At 68.4% G+C, this 17,177-nt stretch carries 14 protein-coding genes and 1 pseudogene; 11 read left to right on the top strand and 4 right to left on the bottom strand.

Annotated elements, in window-relative coordinates; all coding sequences use genetic code 11:
- Positions 1–13: 13 nt before the first annotated feature.
- The 6 genes from araA (at position 14) to ALI22I_RS44995 (ending at position 7,714) form a co-directional block, all read left to right on the top strand.
- Positions 14–1,522 carry an L-arabinose isomerase gene (gene araA / locus ALI22I_RS45020; RefSeq protein ID WP_077011661.1) on the top strand — a complete coding sequence of 503 codons (1,509 nt, stop codon included), beginning with the start codon at positions 14–16 and terminating at the stop codon, positions 1,520–1,522.
- Positions 1,523–1,562: 40 nt separating this feature from the next.
- On the top strand, positions 1,563–2,678 hold the full coding sequence (gene chvE / locus ALI22I_RS45015; protein ID WP_077011660.1) for a multiple monosaccharide ABC transporter substrate-binding protein: 1,116 nt from the start codon (positions 1,563–1,565) through the stop codon (positions 2,676–2,678).
- Positions 2,679–2,689: 11 nt separating this feature from the next.
- Complete coding sequence (mmsA, locus tag ALI22I_RS45010) at positions 2,690–4,216, top strand: multiple monosaccharide ABC transporter ATP-binding protein (RefSeq protein WP_077012086.1); 1,527 nt, start codon at positions 2,690–2,692, stop codon at positions 4,214–4,216.
- Positions 4,213–5,433 (top strand): multiple monosaccharide ABC transporter permease, encoded by a 1,221-nt coding sequence (mmsB, locus tag ALI22I_RS45005; RefSeq protein ID WP_077011659.1) that lies wholly within the window; start codon positions 4,213–4,215, stop codon positions 5,431–5,433. Before mmsA ends, mmsB begins: the two co-directional genes overlap by 4 nt.
- Positions 5,434–5,690: 257 nt before the next feature.
- A complete protein-coding gene (locus tag ALI22I_RS45000) occupies positions 5,691–6,812 on the top strand; it encodes a hypothetical protein (RefSeq protein WP_077011658.1) in 1,122 nt (373 codons plus the stop codon).
- A gap of 116 nt (positions 6,813–6,928) precedes the next feature.
- On the top strand, positions 6,929–7,714 hold the full coding sequence (locus ALI22I_RS44995; RefSeq protein ID WP_077011657.1) for a DeoR/GlpR family DNA-binding transcription regulator: 786 nt from the start codon (positions 6,929–6,931) through the stop codon (positions 7,712–7,714).
- Here ALI22I_RS44995 and ALI22I_RS44990 read toward each other — a convergent pair.
- A complete protein-coding gene (locus ALI22I_RS44990) occupies positions 7,701–9,512 on the bottom strand; it encodes a glycogen debranching N-terminal domain-containing protein (protein WP_179118561.1) in 1,812 nt (603 codons plus the stop codon). The two genes, ALI22I_RS44995 and ALI22I_RS44990, sit on opposite strands and share 14 nt — an antisense overlap.
- Before the next feature lie 134 nt (positions 9,513–9,646).
- Between ALI22I_RS44990 and ALI22I_RS54315 the strand changes: the two are divergent.
- The 5 genes and pseudogenes from ALI22I_RS54315 to ALI22I_RS44970 all read left to right on the top strand — a co-directional run.
- Positions 9,647–9,748 (top strand): annotated as a pseudogene (locus ALI22I_RS54315) (LacI family DNA-binding transcriptional regulator); the annotation flags it as partial.
- A gap of 142 nt (positions 9,749–9,890) precedes the next feature.
- Positions 9,891–10,679, top strand: a complete 789-nt coding sequence (locus ALI22I_RS44985; RefSeq protein ID WP_238598896.1) for a substrate-binding domain-containing protein — start codon at positions 9,891–9,893, stop codon at positions 10,677–10,679.
- Positions 10,679–11,965 (top strand): ABC transporter substrate-binding protein, encoded by a 1,287-nt coding sequence (locus ALI22I_RS44980; RefSeq protein WP_077011655.1) that lies wholly within the window; start codon positions 10,679–10,681, stop codon positions 11,963–11,965. The genes ALI22I_RS44985 and ALI22I_RS44980 overlap by 1 nt, the downstream gene beginning before the upstream one ends.
- Positions 11,962–12,897 carry a carbohydrate ABC transporter permease gene (locus tag ALI22I_RS44975; protein WP_077011654.1) on the top strand — a complete coding sequence of 312 codons (936 nt, stop codon included), beginning with the start codon at positions 11,962–11,964 and terminating at the stop codon, positions 12,895–12,897. The genes ALI22I_RS44980 and ALI22I_RS44975 overlap by 4 nt, the downstream gene beginning before the upstream one ends.
- Complete coding sequence (locus ALI22I_RS44970) at positions 12,894–13,721, top strand: carbohydrate ABC transporter permease (protein WP_077011653.1); 828 nt, start codon at positions 12,894–12,896, stop codon at positions 13,719–13,721. Before ALI22I_RS44975 ends, ALI22I_RS44970 begins: the two co-directional genes overlap by 4 nt.
- An 80-nt stretch (positions 13,722–13,801) precedes the next feature.
- Here ALI22I_RS44970 and ALI22I_RS44965 read toward each other — a convergent pair whose 3' ends face one another.
- From ALI22I_RS44965 to ALI22I_RS44955, 3 genes are all read right to left on the bottom strand, one after another.
- On the bottom strand, positions 13,802–14,815 hold the full coding sequence (locus tag ALI22I_RS44965) for a hypothetical protein (protein WP_077011652.1): 1,014 nt from the start codon (positions 14,813–14,815) through the stop codon (positions 13,802–13,804).
- Positions 14,816–14,987: 172 nt separating this feature from the next.
- Positions 14,988–15,947, bottom strand: a complete 960-nt coding sequence (locus tag ALI22I_RS44960) for a TolB family protein (protein ID WP_077011651.1) — start codon at positions 15,945–15,947, stop codon at positions 14,988–14,990.
- Positions 15,944–17,170, bottom strand: a complete 1,227-nt coding sequence (locus ALI22I_RS44955; protein WP_083752481.1) for an MFS transporter — start codon at positions 17,168–17,170, stop codon at positions 15,944–15,946. The genes ALI22I_RS44960 and ALI22I_RS44955 overlap by 4 nt, the downstream gene beginning before the upstream one ends.
- Between the last annotated feature and the right edge of the window lie 7 nt (positions 17,171–17,177).

Below are 17,177 nucleotides of genomic sequence, written 5' to 3'. Positions count from 1 at the left end.
AGGGGAGTCCCGCATGTCCTCTGGGGGGAAGCCGCAGGTCTGGTTCCTGACCGGGAGCCAGCACCTCTACGGCCCGGAAACGCTGGAGCAGGTGGCCCGGCAGTCGCAGCAGATCCAGCGGATGCTCACCGAGTCGGGCAAGCTGTCCGCCGAGGTGGTGTGGCAGCCGGTGCTCACCGACACCGCCGCCATCCGCAACGTGATGCTGGCGGCCAACAGCGACCCGTCGTGCATCGGCGTGATCGCGTGGATGCACACGTTCTCGCCCGCGAAGATGTGGATCACCGGGCTGGACGCGCTGCGCAAGCCGCTGCTGCACCTGCACACGCAGCTGAACGAGGCGCTACCGTGGTCCACCATCGACATGGATTTCATGAACCTCAACCAGGCCGCCCACGGCGACCGCGAGTTCGGGTTCATCCAGACCAGGATCGGTGTGCCGCGCAAGACCGTCGCGGGCCACGCGAGTGACCCGCTGCTGGCCGAGCGGATCGACGGCTGGGTGCGCGCGGCCACCGGCTACAGTCATCTCAACGGGATGAAGCTGGCCCGGTTCGGCGACAACATGCGTGGCGTCGCGGTCACCGAGGGCGACAAGGTGGAAGCGGAGCTGCGCTTCGGCGTCTCGGTGAACACCTACGGAGTGAACGACCTGGTCGAGCTGGTGGACGCGGTCGAGGACCAGGAGATCGACGTCCTCGTCGCCGATTACGCCGACACCTACCGGCTCGCGCCCGAACTGCACCGCGGCGCGGAGCGGCACGAGTCGCTGCGCTACGCGGCCCGCATCGAGGCCGGTCTGCGTCGGTTCCTCACCGACGGCGGCTTCGGCGCGTTCACCACGAACTTCGAGGACCTGGGCGGGCTGCGGCAGCTGCCCGGCCTGGCCGTGCAGCGGTTGATGGGCGACGGCTACGGCTTCGGCGGCGAGGGCGACTGGAAGACCTCGGCCCTGCTGGCCGCGGTCAAGGCGATGGGCGCGGGCACCGGCCGCGGCACGTCGTTCATGGAGGACTACACCTACCACTTCGGGCCGGGTGAGCCGAAGATCCTGGGTGCGCACATGCTGGAGGTCTGCCCGACCATCGCGGCCGACCGGCCTTCGTGCGAGATCCACCCGCTGGGCATCGGTGGTCGGGAGGACCCGGTGCGGTTGGTGTTCGACGCGGCGGAGGGGCCCGCCGTGGTTGTCGGCCTGGCCGACCTGGGGGAGCGGTTCCGGTTGGTGGCCAACGAGGTCGAGGTCGTGCCGCCGGACGAGCCGCTGCCGAACCTGCCGGTGGCGCGCGCGGTGTGGAAGCCCGCACCGTCGCTGTCCACTTCGGCCGAATCGTGGCTGACCGCGGGCGGCCCGCACCACACCGTCATGACGCAGGCGGTGGGCGCGGAGGTGCTGCGTGACTTCGCGAACATGGTGAACACCGAACTGGTGGTCATCGACCAGGACACGACGACCACGTCGTTCAGCGATCGCCTGCGCTGGAACCAGGCGTACTTCCGACTTGCGCAGGGCCTGCGTTAGCAGCATCTGGGCTTGGCACCACCCCGAGGAGAGAGAAACGATGAAGTTTCCACGGTTCGCCGCCGTCACCGTGGCGGCAGCAGCCCTAACCTTGTCCGCCTGCGGTTCGGCGGAGAAGTCCGTCGACACCCAGACCGGCACCACCGAGGGCGCGCTGGTCGGAGTGACCATGCCGACCCGGTCGTCCGAGCGCTGGATCCACGACGGCGACAACATCAAGAAGCAGCTGGAGGAGAAGGGCTACAAGGTCGACCTCCAGTACGCCGAGAACGACATCCCGACGCAGGCCAACCAGATCGAGAACCAGATCACCAAGGGCGCGAAGCTGCTCATCGTGGCTTCGATCGACGGCACCGCGATCACGTCGCAGCTGCAGCAGGCCGAAGACGCGAAGATCCCGGTCATCGCCTACGACCGCCTCCTGCGCAACACCGACAGCGTCGACTACTACGCCACCTTCGACAACTTCAAGGTCGGCGTGCAGCAGGCGACGTCGCTGCTCACCGGGCTGAAGGTGCTCAACGCCGACGGCACCCCGGGCACCGCGACCGGCCCGCTGAACATCGAGCTGTTCGCCGGCTCGCCGGACGACAACAACGCCACGTTCTTCTTCAACGGCGCGATGTCGGTGCTCCAGCCGCACATCGACAAGGGCACGCTGGTCGTCAAGAGCGGCCAGGTCGACTTCAAGACGGTCGCCATCCTGCGTTGGGACCCGGCGACGGCCCAGCAGCGCATGGAGAACCTGCTGACCTCCACCTACGGTGGCGCCCAGGTGCACGGCGTGCTCTCGCCCTATGACGGTCTGTCCATCGGCATCCTGTCCGCGCTCAAGAGCAGCGGCTACGGCACCGGCGGCAACCCGTACCCGATCGTCACCGGCCAGGACGCCGAGGTCGCCTCGGTGAAGTCGATCATCGGCAACGAGCAGTACTCCACCATCTACAAGGACACCCGCGAACTGGCGGCGACCACCGTGAAGATGGCGGACTCGGTGCTCAAGGGCCAGAAGCCCGAGGTCAACAACGAGAAGGACTACGACAACGGCAAGAAGGTCGTCCCGTCGTACCTGCTCGAATCGGTCATCGTGGACAAGAGCAACTTCCAGAAGGTGCTCGTGGACAGCGGCTACTACACCGCGGATCAGCTGAAGTAGGTTTGCACAACATGTCCGACGACATCCTGGTGATGCACGGCATCACCAAGCGGTTCGCCGGAGTCACCGCGCTGCACGACGTATCGCTCGCCGTGCAGCGCGGTGAGATCCACGCGATCTGCGGTGAGAACGGCGCGGGTAAGTCCACGCTGATGAAGGTGCTCTCCGGAGTGCACCCGCACGGGTCGTACGAAGGCGAGATCGTCTTCGAGGGCGAGCCGTGCTCGTTCGCCAGCGTCCGCGACAGCGAGCGACGCGGCATCGTGATCATTCACCAGGAGCTGGCGCTGTGCGGCCAGCTGTCCATCGCGGAGAACCTGTACCTCGGCAACGAGCGGGCCAAGCGCGGGTTCATCGACTGGAACCGCACCAACCACGCGGCGGGCGCCCTGCTCGCCCGCGTGGGACTGCGGGAGAACCCGACGACGCCGATCAACGAACTGGGCGTGGGCAAGCAGCAGCTGGTGGAGATCGCCAAGGCGTTGGCGAAGGACGTCAAGCTGCTGATCCTGGACGAGCCGACCGCGGCGTTGAACGACGACGACTCCGCGCACCTGCTCGACCTGCTCGACGGGCTGCGCGACGAGGGCATCACCTCGGTGATCATCTCGCACAAGCTCAACGAGGTCACCAGGATCTCCGACAGCATCACGATCCTGCGCGACGGCCGCACCATCGAGACGCTGCCCGCGGGCGAGGTGAGCGAGGAGCGGATCATCTCGGGCATGGTCGGCCGCGATCTGGAGAACCGCTTCCCGCCCCGCACGCCGAAGGTGGGCGAGGAGGTGCTGCGGATCGAGGACTGGACCGTGCACAGCCCGTCCCAGCCGGACCGGGTGGTGGTCCACAACGCCACCCTGTCGTTGCGGCGCGGTGAGATCGTCGGCCTGGCCGGTCTGATGGGCGCGGGCCGCACGGAACTCGCGATGAGCGTCTTCGGCCGCTCGTACGGCGTGGGCGTGTCCGGCCGGGTCATCAAGGACGGCCGCGAGATCGACACGCGCACCGTGCGCAAGGCCATCGAGCACGGCTTGGCCTACGTCAGCGAGGACCGCAAGCGGTACGGGCTGAACCTGATCGAGGACGTCAAGCGCAACGTGTCCGCGGCCGGGTTGGACAAGATCGCCCCCCGCGGCTGGGTGAACGACGGCGAGGAGTTCTCGGTCGCCGAGAAGTACCGGCGCTCGATGAACATCAAGACGCCCAACGTCGGCACGCCGACCTCGTCGCTGTCGGGCGGCAACCAGCAGAAGGTCGTGCTGGCCAAGTGGATGTTCACCGACCCGGACGTGCTCATCCTCGACGAGCCGACCCGCGGTATCGACGTGGGCGCGAAGTACGAGATCTACTCGATCATCAACGAGCTGGCCGACCAGGGACGCGCGGTGCTGGTCATCTCCTCCGAGCTGCCGGAGTTGCTCGGCCTGTGCGACCGGGTGTACGCACTGTCCGAAGGCCGGATCACCGGTGAGCTGGACCGCGCGGAAGCCACCCAGGAACGCCTGATGCACCACATGACCCAGGGACAGACCTCATGAGCACTGAACTGGCACCGGCGCCCGTGGCGAAATCCGCCGCACCGCAGCGCCGGTTCTCGATCAACCTGCGACAGTCCGGCATCTACGTGGCGTTCGCGCTGATCGTGGTGCTCTTCACGGTGCTGACGGATGGCGCTCTGCTGACACCGCAGAACATCTCCAACATCATCGTGCAGAACTCGTACGTGTTGATCCTGGCCATCGGGATGATCCTGGTGATCATCGGCGGGCACATCGACCTGTCCGTCGGGTCGGTGGTCGCGTTGACCGGCGCGATCTGCGCGGTGCTGACCGTGCAGATGGGCCTGCCGTGGCCGCTGGCCGTGGTCATCACGCTGGCCGCGGGCGCGGTGATCGGCGCGGCCCAGGGGTACTGGGTGGCGTTCTTCGGCATCCCGGCGTTCATCGTGACGCTGGCGGGCATGCTGGTGTTCCGGGCGCTGACCCTGACCGTGCTGGGCAACCAGGGCATCGGCCCGTTCCCGGACCAGATCCGCACCCTGGCCAACGGCTTCACCGAGGGCTACCTGGGCAACGTCGGCCTCGGCCCGCTGGGCGGCGCAGACCTGCTCAGCCTGCTGGTCGGCGTCGTGGTGGTGGCCGTTTTCGGGTTCACGCAGTGGCGCACGCGCAAGGCCCGGCTGAGCTATGGGCAGGTCGTGGACCCGTTCCCGATCTTCGTGGCGAAGATCGCGCTGGCGGCGGCCGTGGTGCTGGCCGTGGTCGTGCAGCTGGCCCGGTTCCGGAACCTGCCGTGGGTGCTCGTGCTGCTCGCGGTGCTGGCGCTGGGCTACTCGCTGATGGCCAACAAGTCGGTGTTCGGCCGGCACATCTACGCCATCGGCGGCAACCTCCAGGCCGCGACGCTGTCCGGCGTGAAGGTCAAGCAGGTCACCTTCTGGGTGTTCGTGAACATGGGCGTGCTGGCCGCGCTGGCGGGCGTGATCTTCGCCGGCCGGCTCAACCAGGCCGGTCCGACCGCGGGTACCGCGTTCGAGCTGGACGCGATCGCGGCGGCGTTCATCGGCGGCGCGGCGGTGCAGGGCGGCGTGGGCAAGGTGGTCGGCGCGATCACCGGCGGCCTGATCATGGGCGTGATCAACAACGGCATGTCGTTGATCGGTGCCCAGAGCGAACAGGTGATGCTGGTCAAGGGGCTCGTGCTGTTGGCCGCCGTTGCTTATGACGTGTGGACCAAGCGTCGCGGGCGTGCCTGAGCGGTTGGTTCTCTCGGTTCTCTTCGTCAAGGGCCTGTCCGGGTGTCGGACAGGCCCTTGACTCGTTTTCGGATGTCCGATTCACTACCGAGTGGCCCTGGGAACGCTCCCATCAGTGTTCCTCGGGCAGGGTCCTCGGGTGGTGGCCCGCCTCGTCCCCCCGGTGGGCCGCCATCCTTCCTCTCCGACCGAACAGGAACCCGCAGATCTCCGCCGCCGCTAGAGGAAAGCGCTTACCAAACTCGGGAGATCACCACATGAAAGCACTACTCGCCGTGTCAGCGTTGACAGCGGCGCTCCTCCAGGTCACCGCGCCGGAGGCCCAGGCCGCCTGCGGCGACGGCACGTTCCACGCCGAGGTGACCGGGTCCGGCAGCAGCTTCACCGCCCGCCGGGGCAGCAGCACGGTCTACACGGGCAGCAGCCTGCGTGCCGCGATGCAGGCGGCCAACGACAGCCTCACCGCCAACCGCACGTCCAAGGAACGGATCGTCGTCCGGGCGTCCGGCTCCATCCCCGCGGGCGAGCGGTACTCGATGCGCAGCTACACCACGATCGACCTGTGCGGCACCATCAACGTCACCGGTTCCGGCTCGGGCGACTACGCCCCGGTCTATGCGCGCGGCGTCCGCGACATCGAGGTCCAGAACCTCACCCTCACCGGCACCCCGCTGTACGGCATCTTCATGCGCAACGTCACCAACGTGGTGATCGGCAATGTGAACATGCGCCTGTCCAGGGGGTTGGGCGTGCGCATCGACAACCGCGGCGACACCAGCCAGTGGAGCCGCAACATCCGCCTCGACTACGCCTACGTGCAGGGCGCCAGCTCGCACGCCGTGGAGACCTACGGCGTGGACGGCCTGACCATCGGCACGGTGGTGGCCCGCAGCGTCGGCGAGTCGGGCCTGTTGCTCAACCAGACCATCAACGCCACCGTGGGCACGGTCGACGCCGAGAACGCGGGCACCGGCACCGGCTACGCCGCGTTCCGCACCGCCAACCGCAACGGCCGCATCGGCAGCAGCTACCCGATCAACGTGCGGGTGGGGCAGGTCATCGCCCGTGGCGGCGGGCGCGGCATCTTCTGCGTCTCGGAGAGCGGCGGCCTCCAGATCGACCGGATCACCATCGCCAACACCGGCAACAACGCGATCCTGATCGAGAACTGCTACAACGTGAACCTTGCCGCTCAGAGCGGCAGCGTCAACGGCGGGGGTGAGATCCGGTTGGCGGCGCGGAGCGAGTTCCCGGTGACGCGGGACATCATCATCCAGAACCTGACCGTCACCAACTCGGCGATCACCGAGAACCCGTGCGGCACCAACACCACCTTCCGCAACAACACCCTGGTCAACAGCAGGCAGAGCATCTGCTAGCAGTCCTTCGGCCGGGACGGGGCGCACGTGTCCTGTCCCGGCCAAGGCCATCTGAAACGGTTCCGTTCGGATGTGGGGATCTGTAGTGTGCGTGGACCTCGGGGGGAGGTGGCGCGGTGAATCGGTATGAGCGGCTGAACCTGCTGTTGGAGCTGTTGGCCGAGCGGGGGCGGGTCGAGGTGGACGACATCGCGGCCGAGTTGGACGTCTCCGGGGCCACTGTTCGTCGGGATCTCGATCATTTGGCGGGTCAGCAACTGCTTACGCGCACTCGTGGGGGTGCGGTGGCGCACTCGGTCGCCTATGGGTTGCCGTTGCGCTACAAGTCGGTTCTGCGTGCGGGGGAGAAGCAGCGCATCGGGCGGGCGGCGGCCGGGCAGGTTGCGCGTGGTGCGGTGGTTGGTATCAACGGCGGTACTACGACCACGGAAGTTGCGCGGGCGTTGATGACCAGCCCGGATTTCGGTGGCGCGGCGGGTGACGGCGTGATCACCGTGGTGACCAATGCGTTGAACATCGCCAATGAACTCGCGGTGCGGCCGCAGGTGAAGTTGGTGGTGACCGGTGGGGTGGCGCGGCCGCTGTCCTACGAGTTGACCAGTCCGTTGGCGGGGAAGATCCTCAGTGGGCTGAGTCTGGACGTGACGTTTCTGGGCGTGGACGCGATCGACCCGGACTCCGGTGCCTACGCGCACCACGAGGCGGCGGCGGACGTGGATCGGATGCTGGCCGAGCGTGCGGAGCGGGTCGTCGTGGTCGCGGACTCGTCGAAGATCGGCATCAGGGCGTTTGCCGAGATCTGCCCGATCGGGCTGGTGCACGCGCTGGTCACGGATACCGACGCGGATGAGGACGATGTGCGTCGGTTCCGCGAACGTGGGGTCGAGGTCATTCGCGTGTGAGGTGTAAGCGGGCGCGGACTACGGCGGCGGCTGACCACGCTTGTGGGCTGCATGCCGCGGGGTAGGCGACGATGTCTTGGTCTACGACGCCGTGTAATTCCTGTGGTCGTCCGCTGAAGTGTGTGGCTGCTCGGATGATGCCGTGTGCCAATGTGTCGGCGAGGTTGTGGTGGCCTTCGGCGGCCAGACCGACCATGGCGATTGCGGTGTCGTGGGGCCAGACGCTGCCCAGGTGGTAGCTCAGCGGGTTGAAGGCGGCGCTGTTGGACGACAGCGTGCGCAGGCCGAATGCGGTGGTCAGGTCGTCAGCCGCTAGCCGTGCGGCGACCAGGTCCACCTGGTCGCGGTCGAGGAGGCCGGTGCCCAGTAGGTGGGCCATGTTCGACGCTGCGCCGTCGACCGGTTTTTTGGCGCCGTCCAACGCGATTGCGGGGTAGTGGCCGTGTTCGTCCGCCAGCCAGAACGACTCGTGGAAACGGTTGCGCAGGCGGTTTGACCAGGTGGCCCAGCCGGTGGCGTCCAGGCCGAATTCGTCGGCCAAGGCGATGGCGTTCGTCGCCGCCGCGTACGCGTAGCCCTGTACTTCGCACAACGCCAGCGGGCCGATGGGGTGGCGGCCGTCGTCGTGCCGGATGCCGTCGTGGGAGTCCTTCCAACCCTGGTTGGTGAGGCCGCCGGTGGCTGAGCCTGCGTACTCCAGCAGGCCGTCACCGTCCGGGTCGGCGTCCGGGCCGGTCAGCCAGGCCATCGCGGCGGTGAGGTTCGGGAGTAGTGCGCGGACCTCGTCGGATGGCATTCCGGCCTGCCAGGCGTCGTGCAGCAGTCGGATCCACAGGGCGGTGGCGTCGATCGTGCCGTAGTACAACGGGGAGAGGCTGACCTGGCCGGTCTCGATGGCTTCCGAGCGTGCCTCGTGCGGCATCTTGCCGGGCGCTTCCTCGGTGACCGGGTCGTGCCGGACGCCCTGCCTGCGTGCCAGGGTGCGTAATGTGCCGGCGGCCAGCGTGGTGTCCAGTGGCAGGAGTAAGGATGCCGTCCACAGTGAGTCGCGGCCGAAAAGTGTGAAGTACCAAGGGCTTCCGGCTGCTGCGTAGGTGTCGGCGGGTGCGTCGGGGTCGGATAAGAGGAGTGCGTCCAGGTCGCGCAGCGATCGTGCGGCCAGGTCGTCCGCGAATGTCCACTTGGGACGTTGGATGGCGGGGAGTGGTGTGAAGGTGGTCGGCTTGGCGCGGCCTGCGGTCACCACGACGTCCACGGTCCAGGATTCGCCGGAGGTGAGGGTCAGCGGCCAGCTCAGTTCGACTACGTCGGCTATGACTGCGGTGGACGCCTCGGTGGAGACCTCCAGCCGTGACCACGAGTGCTCGTCTTGCCATAGGACGTCCGCCCCGATCAGCGGCGGCACCAGTGGTAGTCGGGAGCCGGCTCGGACGCGGTCCACTCCGGCCAGGTCGGTCGCGGCCCAGAGGCGCACCACTACCTGGCGGTGGGCCCACGCGGTCACGGTGATCCGTTCGCGCAAGCCGTCGGCGGTCACCGTTCGGTCACGATGGATCATCAGTACCGGATCGACCCACGACGTGGTTTCTTCGGTCGCGTAGCGGAAGGACACGCGGTCAGCGCCGGACGTCGAGGCACCCACGCACACCAGTGGCCCTACGGCCAGTTGCAGCAGGGCGAGGGCTCGGCGGTCGGCGTGGAAGAAGCCGTTCACACCTTCTCCGGTGACCTGTCCGTCGGCCGCGCTCAGCACCACTGACGGTGCGCGTAAGACGGTCGTCAGTTGCGGTCCGGTCACGTCGGGCCTCCGACTCCTTGACACCACCGTGTGGCGCGGGACACAGTACCGCCGATTTGAGCGGTCAAATGGAGATCGAAGTGTGCCGGCCGGTGCGCTCGGTGAACAGGGCGTGACGGGGGAGTGATCAGGCCATGGCACGTCCCGGTGGTCCGGTGACGATCCGCCAGGCCGCGTTACACGCCGGCGTCTCCCCCCAGACCGTCTCCAACGTGCTCAACGCGCCACAGCGGGTGGACCCGGCGACACGGCAGCGGGTCCGGTCGGCCATCGAGCCGCTCGGCTACCGGCCCAACCGCAACGCGCGCAACCTCGCCGCCCGGCGCGCCGGCCTCATCGGCTACAGCATGCCCGGTCCGCGACACCGCCAACTCCTTCATGGACCGCTTCCTGCACCTGCTCACCGCCGAGGTGGAGCGCTCCGGACGGCACGTGCTGCTGTTCACCGGTACCGACATCGAGGTCTACGCCGACCTGGTCGCCCAACGGGCCGTGGACGCGTTCGTGGTCGCCGACACCGTCGACCAGGACCAGCGCCACCAGTGGCTCGCCGACCACGGCGTGCCGTTCGTGTCCTTCGGTCGCACGTGGTCGGGCAGCCAACCGGGTCCGTGGGTGGACCTGGACGGCGCCGCCGTGTGCCACCGGCTGGTCGACGGCCTGCACGACCTCGGACGCCGCCGCATCGCGTTCGTCGCCAGGCGCGGCGGCAGCGGCCAGTTCCTGGACCGGCAGCGCGGGTGGCTCGCCGGGTGCGCCGCCCTCGACCTGCCCGCGGGCCGGCTCGCGGTCGCCGAAGCCGACACCGTCGCGGCGGGCGGCGCGGCGATGCGGGACCTGCTGGACTCCGAAGTCCCGCCGGACGCGGTGATCGCGGTGAGCGACCCGCTTGCGGTAGGTGTGCTCCGTGAAGTGCGCCGCCAGGGGCTCCGGCCGGGGACGGACGTCGCGGTGACGGGTTTCGACGACTCACCGTTGGCCTCCGTTGTGGACGGTGGTCTCACCTCGGTGCGGCAACCCGTCGAGAGGTTCGCCCGAACCGTGGTGGACCTGCTGGACAGCACGAACGGGGATCGGGGTGTGTTGCTGCCGGGCGAGATCGTCAGCCGCGGCAGCGCCCCACTCCGCCTGACAGAGCAAGATGTGAACCGATGGGAGTCTCGGTGATGGGCGTTCGGACAACGGCGTTGCGAGCGACTGCGGCGCTGGGGGTGGCAGTTCTCCTCGCCTCGTGCGGCAGTGGCGGGAACGACACCGGCGAGCAGACCGGCGGTGCGCTCGAAGGCCGGGGCGAGATCACGTTCGCCACCGGCAAGGACACGTCCAACAACATGCAGAAGCTCGTGGACGAGTGGAACGCCTCGCACCCCAACGAGCAGGTCCGGATCATCGAACTGCCCGAGTCCGCGGACGCCCAGCGCCAGCAGATGGTGCAGAACGCGCAGGTCAAGTCCGACGCGTACACGATCCTCAACCTCGACGTGGTGTGGACGGCCGAGTTCGCGGCCAACCGCTGGGTGGTGGAACTGCCCACCGACCAGCTCGGCCTGGACAAGTTCCTGGAGCCCGCGGTGAAGACCGCGCAGTACCGGGACAAGCTCTACGCGGTGCCGGTGTACTCCGACGGCGGCCTGCTCTACTACCGCAAGGACCTGCTCGACGCGGCGGGCGTGAAGCCGCCGAAGACGTGGGCCGAACTCATCGCCGCCTGCCAGGCGGTCAAGCCGGCGCAGCCCGCGATCGGCTGCTACGCCGGTCAGTTCGAGAAGTACGAGGGCCTGACGGTCAACTTCGACGAGGCCGTGCACTCCGCGGGCGGTGACGTGGTCGACGCCTCCGGCAAGCCGGTGGTCGACTCGCCCGAGGCGAAGGCCGGGCTGGACGCCCTGGTCACGGCCTTCCAGCAGGGCGTGATCCCGCAGAAGGCCATCACCTACAAGGAGGAGGAAGGCCGCCGCGCGTTCCAGGCCGGCGAGCTGGTGTTCCACCGCCAGTGGCCCTACCAGTGGAACCTGGCCGGCAAGACCGACGGCTCCTCGCAGGTCGCGGGCAAGTTCGACGTCGCCCCGCTGCCCGGCATCGACGGACCCGGCAGCTCCACGCTCGGTGGCCACAACTTCGCCATCTCGGCGTTCGGCAAGAACAAGGCCACCGCGGTCGACTTCATCAAGTTCTTCAGCGGCGAGGCCGCGCAGCGCTCCAACCTGCTGGCCACCTCGCAGGCGCCGACCCTGGCGAGCCTGTACGACGACGCCGAGCTGATCAAGCAGTTCCCGTACCTGCCGATGCTGAAGGCGTCCATCCTGTCCGCCAAGCCGCGTCCGCAGGCCGTCAAGTACGGCGACGTCACCCAGGCCATCCAGGAAGCCGCGTACGCCGCGCTGACCGGTGAGAAGACCAGCGAGGTGGCGCTGAAGGAGTTGCAGGCCAAGTTGCAGGAGCTGGTCAAGTGACGGTAGTCGCCCGCCGCGCCCGGGGTGCTACCTCGGGCGCGGGGCGACTCGCCGTGGCGCTGCTGTCACCGACGTTCGTGGTGCTCGCCCTGGTGGTCGGGTACCCGCTGGTGGCGGCGCTGCGCGAGTCGGTGTTCAGGGAGGGCACGGACCTCGACGAGAGCGGTTTCGTCGTGGAGGGCGCGCGGTTCGTCGGTGTGGACAACTACGCCTCGGTCTTCGCGGGCGAGTCGGCGGTGCGGTTCTGGAACGCCTTCAGCAACACCACGGTGTTCACCGTCATCACGGTCTCCCTGGAAGTGGTGATCGGTGTCGGCATGGCGCTGGTCATGCACCACGCGCTGTGCTGGCGTGGTGTGGTGCGGGCCAGCATCCTGGTGCCGTGGGCGGTGCCGACGGCGGTGTCCGCGCTGTTGTGGCGGTGGATCTTCCAGGCCGACGGCGTGGCCAACTCGATCATCGGCCAGCAGGTCCTGTGGACCACCGAGGGCTGGCAGGCGAAGTTCGCGATCATCCTGGCGGACGTCTGGAAGACGGCGCCGTTCGTCGGTCTGCTGGTGCTGGCCGGCCTCCAGATCATCCCGAACGACGTCTACGAGGCGGCCCGGGTCGACGGGGCGTCGCCGTGGCGGCAGTTCTGGCGGATCACGTTGCCGCTGGTCAAGCCCGCGTTGCTGGTGGCCGTGCTGTTCCGGGTGCTCGACGCGCTGCGGATGTTCGACCTGCCGTACGTGCTCATCGGCCCCCGCAAGGCGTCGGCGGAGACGTTGTCCATGTTGGCCTTCGAGGAGGCGGCGAGTCTGCGGTTCGGGCCCGCCGCCGCGTACGCGACGCTACTGTTCGTCTACGTGGCCGTCACCGCCTTGGTGTTCGTGCGGTTGCTGGGTGCGGACGTCATCGGCGCCGCTCGGGAAAGGGCGGCCAAACGATGAACACGCAGCTGAGGCGGGTGCTGACGTTCGGCGGGCTGGGGCTGATCCTGGTCTACTGCCTGGCGCCGTTCTACTGGATGGCGGTGTCGGCGTTCCGCCGGCCGTCCGACCAGTTCGAGCTCACGCCGCTGCCGGCGCCGTTCTCGCTGGACAACATGACGGCGGTGTTCTCGCCCGGGGTGGGGTTCGGCCGGTCGCTGCTCAACAGCCTGGTCGTCGCGGGTACCACCACGGTGTTGACGCTGATCATCGGTGTGTCGGCGGCGTACGCGCTGGCGAGGTTGCACTTCCGGTTCAAGAACGCGGTCGCGGCGCTGATCATCGCCACCTCGATGTTCCCCGGCATCTCGCTGCTGGTGCCGCTGCTGGCGCTGTTCACCGACATCGGCTGGATCAACACCTACCAGTCGATGATCGTGCCCAGCCTGTCGTTCGCGCTGCCGCTGGCGGTGTGGAACCTGACCGCGTTCTTCCGGCAGATGCCGGAGGAGCTGGAGCAGGCGGCCATGATCGACGGCTGCACCCGTGGCCAGGCGTTTCGCAAGGTGATCCTGCCGTTGGCGGCGCCGGGTATCTTCACCACCGCGATCATCACGTTCATCGCGGCGTGGAACGAGTTCATCATCGCCCTGTCCATGGTCAACGACAGCAGCATGCAAACGGCGACCGTCGCGATCTCCCGGTTCACCGGGGCGTATGGTTTCGATCAGCCGTTCGGCACTCAGATGGCCGCCGGTGTGATCGTGACGGTTCCGCTGGTCGTCATGGTGCTGTTGTTCCAGCGGAGGATCATCGCAGGCTTGACCGCAGGCGGAGTGAAGTAGGCGCCGAGCGGTTGCAGAGGCCGGTCGTCACGTGTTGGGAGAGCCGTGACGACCGGCCAATTACTTGCCGCCGGGGGGCGTCAGGAGCAGCGGTACTGCGCGGGTCCACCCTCGTGGCCGACCAGGGTGGTTTCGTCGTCGCTGATCCCCACCAGCCGGAACGCGGCCGAGACGGTGGTCAGCGGGTCGACGACCGCGCCGTCACGCCAGAGGACCGCCCGCTGGCCCGAGCCCACGAAGCGGTTGCCGCCGACGGTGCCGTTGCCGCCGATGGCCACCGCGTTGACCGCGCCGTCGCGGATGGTGCGGATCAGGGTGCCCCGTGCGTTCCACTCGGCGGCGGCGTAGCTGGTGTCGTTGTTCATCCCGCCCACGACACGGCCGTTTCGGATGGCCCACGGGGTGCCGTAGCCGCCGGTGCCCTGCGCGGCGAGCGCCCGCCACTGGCCGTCGGTGTCCCACACGAAGCCGCCGCCCGAGCCCGAGTCGGTCTGAGCGACGATCCGGCCCTGCTCGTCGACGTCGGTGAGGCTGAGGTAGTCGACGTCCGGTGTGGGCAGCTCGCGGTAGGTGCCCGGCGCGCTCGCCGGCCACACCACCACGGTGTGCCGGAAGCCGGTGGTGGACGAACCGACGATGTCACCGGCGTTGTTGACCAGGTCGGCCGAGTAACCCTCCCACGCGGGGTTGCCCGGCAGCACGGTGGTGCTGCCGTCGCGACCGACGGTGACGCCGACGAACTCGCCGTTGACGATGTCGTCGCCGACGATCAGCCCGGCGGCGTTCACGTCGCGGAGGTGGGGCGTTTCGCCGGTCAGCCGCAGCGCGACCTTCCCGTTGTCCCACAGCGTTCCGCGCGGATCGGCCATGCCGCCCGACAGCCGCCGCTTCCCGGTGACGCCGACCGCGTACCGGCGGCCGTCGTAGCCGGAGATCGTGCCCGCGTCGATGCCGGTCGGCAGGTTCCACGCGGTCTTCAGCCAGGTGCAGGCCGCCGCTTCCACCGCACCGGCCTGGCCGGCGGGTAGCGCCAGCCCCATCGCCATGCCGAGCACGGCCGTGGCGAGCAGCTGTCTGTTTCGTCGGTTCGACAAGGGGATCGCCTTTCCTCGCGCGGATTTCACCGTCCGAACCGCAAGCCTGGCAGCGGCCGTCCGCCGCGGGAACCAGTTTTAACGAGGGCCGAATGTTCACCCGAACCAGCGATCAAGGGCACAAGTCGTCACGCTGAGTTGATAATCACTATCACTTCAGTGTAGACAAAAATCACCCAATCGGTGCGGGCGAGTTGGCTTCCGGGACGAGGACGGCCGGGGTGCCGGTGCCATCGGCGGGCACGGCCCAGACGTCGTTCAGGCCGTCGCTGCGCTGCATGCCGTAGCCGATGGTGTCCTGGTCGAGCCACGTCGGCTGGTCGTCCACGCTGCGCGTCTCGGCCAGCGGGGTGATCACCCTGGTGCCGAGATCCATTGTAGACAGTCGCCAGCCTTGCTGCGGATCGCGGTTGACCGCCGCCTTGTACGCGATGCGCTTTCCGTCGGGCGACAGCGATGGGCATTCCACGTTGTCCGCGATCGACCGCAGTGTGCGGTCCGCGAAATCGCCTTCCATCAGGTAGCGGTGGGTGCCGGTGGACATGGTGGCGTAGAAGCGGTTGTCGTCCGCCGTGAAGGTCACGCCCCAGAAGTTGCGGTCCACGGCGGTGACCACCTCGCCGTCCACGGTGGCGGTGAACTCCTCCAGCGAGGTGACGAGGGTGTCGGCTTTCGTGTCCAGGATGCCGGTGCTGGTGGAGAAGCCGTTGGCCGCGTAGGAGTGGCCGTCGACGAACAGGGTCCACGCCACCATCCGGCCGCTCGGTGACACCCGTGTGCGGTTCGGGAAGCCGGTCAGCGGCACGGTCCGCACCTCGCGCAGTCCGGAGTCCAACACGGCCAGCTCACCGGCCTTGAACGCGCCCACCGGACGCAGGCAGGACGTGGTCCCGGCGGCGGTGTATGCGCGGTCGCAGCGCTGTTCGGTGACCTCGCGCGGTCCGCTGGGATCGGAACGGGGCACCGTGGACAGTCTGCCGTTGCCCAGGACCATCAACCGCGGCCCGCTGACGGTGGAGGAAGTGATGGCGTCGGGCTGCTTGGACGTGGACAGCGCCGTGTAGCCGACCGCGAAGACGGCGAGCAGTACGGCGGCCAGCGCGGTGATCAGCAGACGGGTGCGGGTGGTCATGAGCGGCGTCCCAGGAGTGCGACGGTGGCGGCCAACGTGAGCGCGACGCCCGCGGCGGCCAATCGGGTGGCGGCCTCCGGGCCCCAGAACTGCCAGGCCAGGCCGAACAGCACGGACGAGCCGAGGTACGCCAGGGCCTGTCCACTTTGGATCAACGCGATACCGGTCGTGCGCAACCGCTCCGGCAACAGCGGCCCGGCCAACGCCATCAGCACCCCGTCAGTGGCCGCGTAGAACACCCCGTACAGCGCGACCACGACGACGACCAGCGGCCACCCGCCCAGCGGCCCGAACAGCAGCAGGTACACCGCGCCCAGCGCCACGTACCCGCCCAGCATCACCGGCAGCCTGCCCACGCGGTCCGCCAACGCCCCGAGCGGCGCGGCCAGCAGCAGGTACACCAGGCTGGTGCCGACGGCCAGCAGCGGGAACCAGCCGATGGCCAGGCCCTCCCGTTTCTGCAGCAGCAAGTACACGAACCCGTCGCCGATCGTGGCCAACCCCAGCAGTGACGCGGCGAGCACGACCCGCCGCACGCCCGCGTCCTTCCACAGCCCGCCGATCGCCTTCACCCGCACGGGTTTCGCCGGTACCGGTGAACGGTGGTCGCGCACGAACAGCACGAGGATCACCACACCGAGCGCGGCGATGCAGAAGCTGGTCATGAACACCGAGTCGAACGACTGCCCGGCGGCGGCCAGCACGGCCAGCGCGACGAGCGGACCGGCGAACGCGCCCACGCCGTCCATCGCCCGGTGCACGCCGAACGCCCGTCCGAGGTCACCCGAAGGCGTGGACAACGTGATCAGGGCGTCACGCGGTGCGGTGCGCAGTCCCTTGCCGGCCCGGTCGAGGGTGATCACCGCGCCGAGTGCGGCGGTGGAGCTGCCGGCCAGCAGGAGCCCGACCTTGGCGACGGCCGACATGGCGTAACCGAACCCGGCCACGGTCTTGCGCTTGCTGGTCCGGTCGGCGAGGTAGCCGCCGACCAGCCGCAGCAGGGTGGTGGCGCCGGTGTAGACGCCGTCGATGACGCCGTAGGCGGCGGGGCTGAGCTGGAGTCCGATGACGAGGTAGAGCGGCAGGACGGCGGTGACCATCTCGGACGAGATGTCGGTGACCAGGCTGACCGCACCGAGCGCGAAGACGTTGGCGCTGAGACCTTTCCAGCGGGCCGTTCTCGGACCTTCGGTCTTGGTGCGGGTGATCGTGGACAGGTACACGGCACAC

Source organism: Saccharothrix sp. ALI-22-I, assembly GCF_001984175.1.
Classification (GTDB): domain Bacteria; phylum Actinomycetota; class Actinomycetes; order Mycobacteriales; family Pseudonocardiaceae; genus Actinosynnema.
Note: the sequence above shows the minus strand (reverse complement) of the source record. Positions and strands in the feature narration are given on the sequence as shown.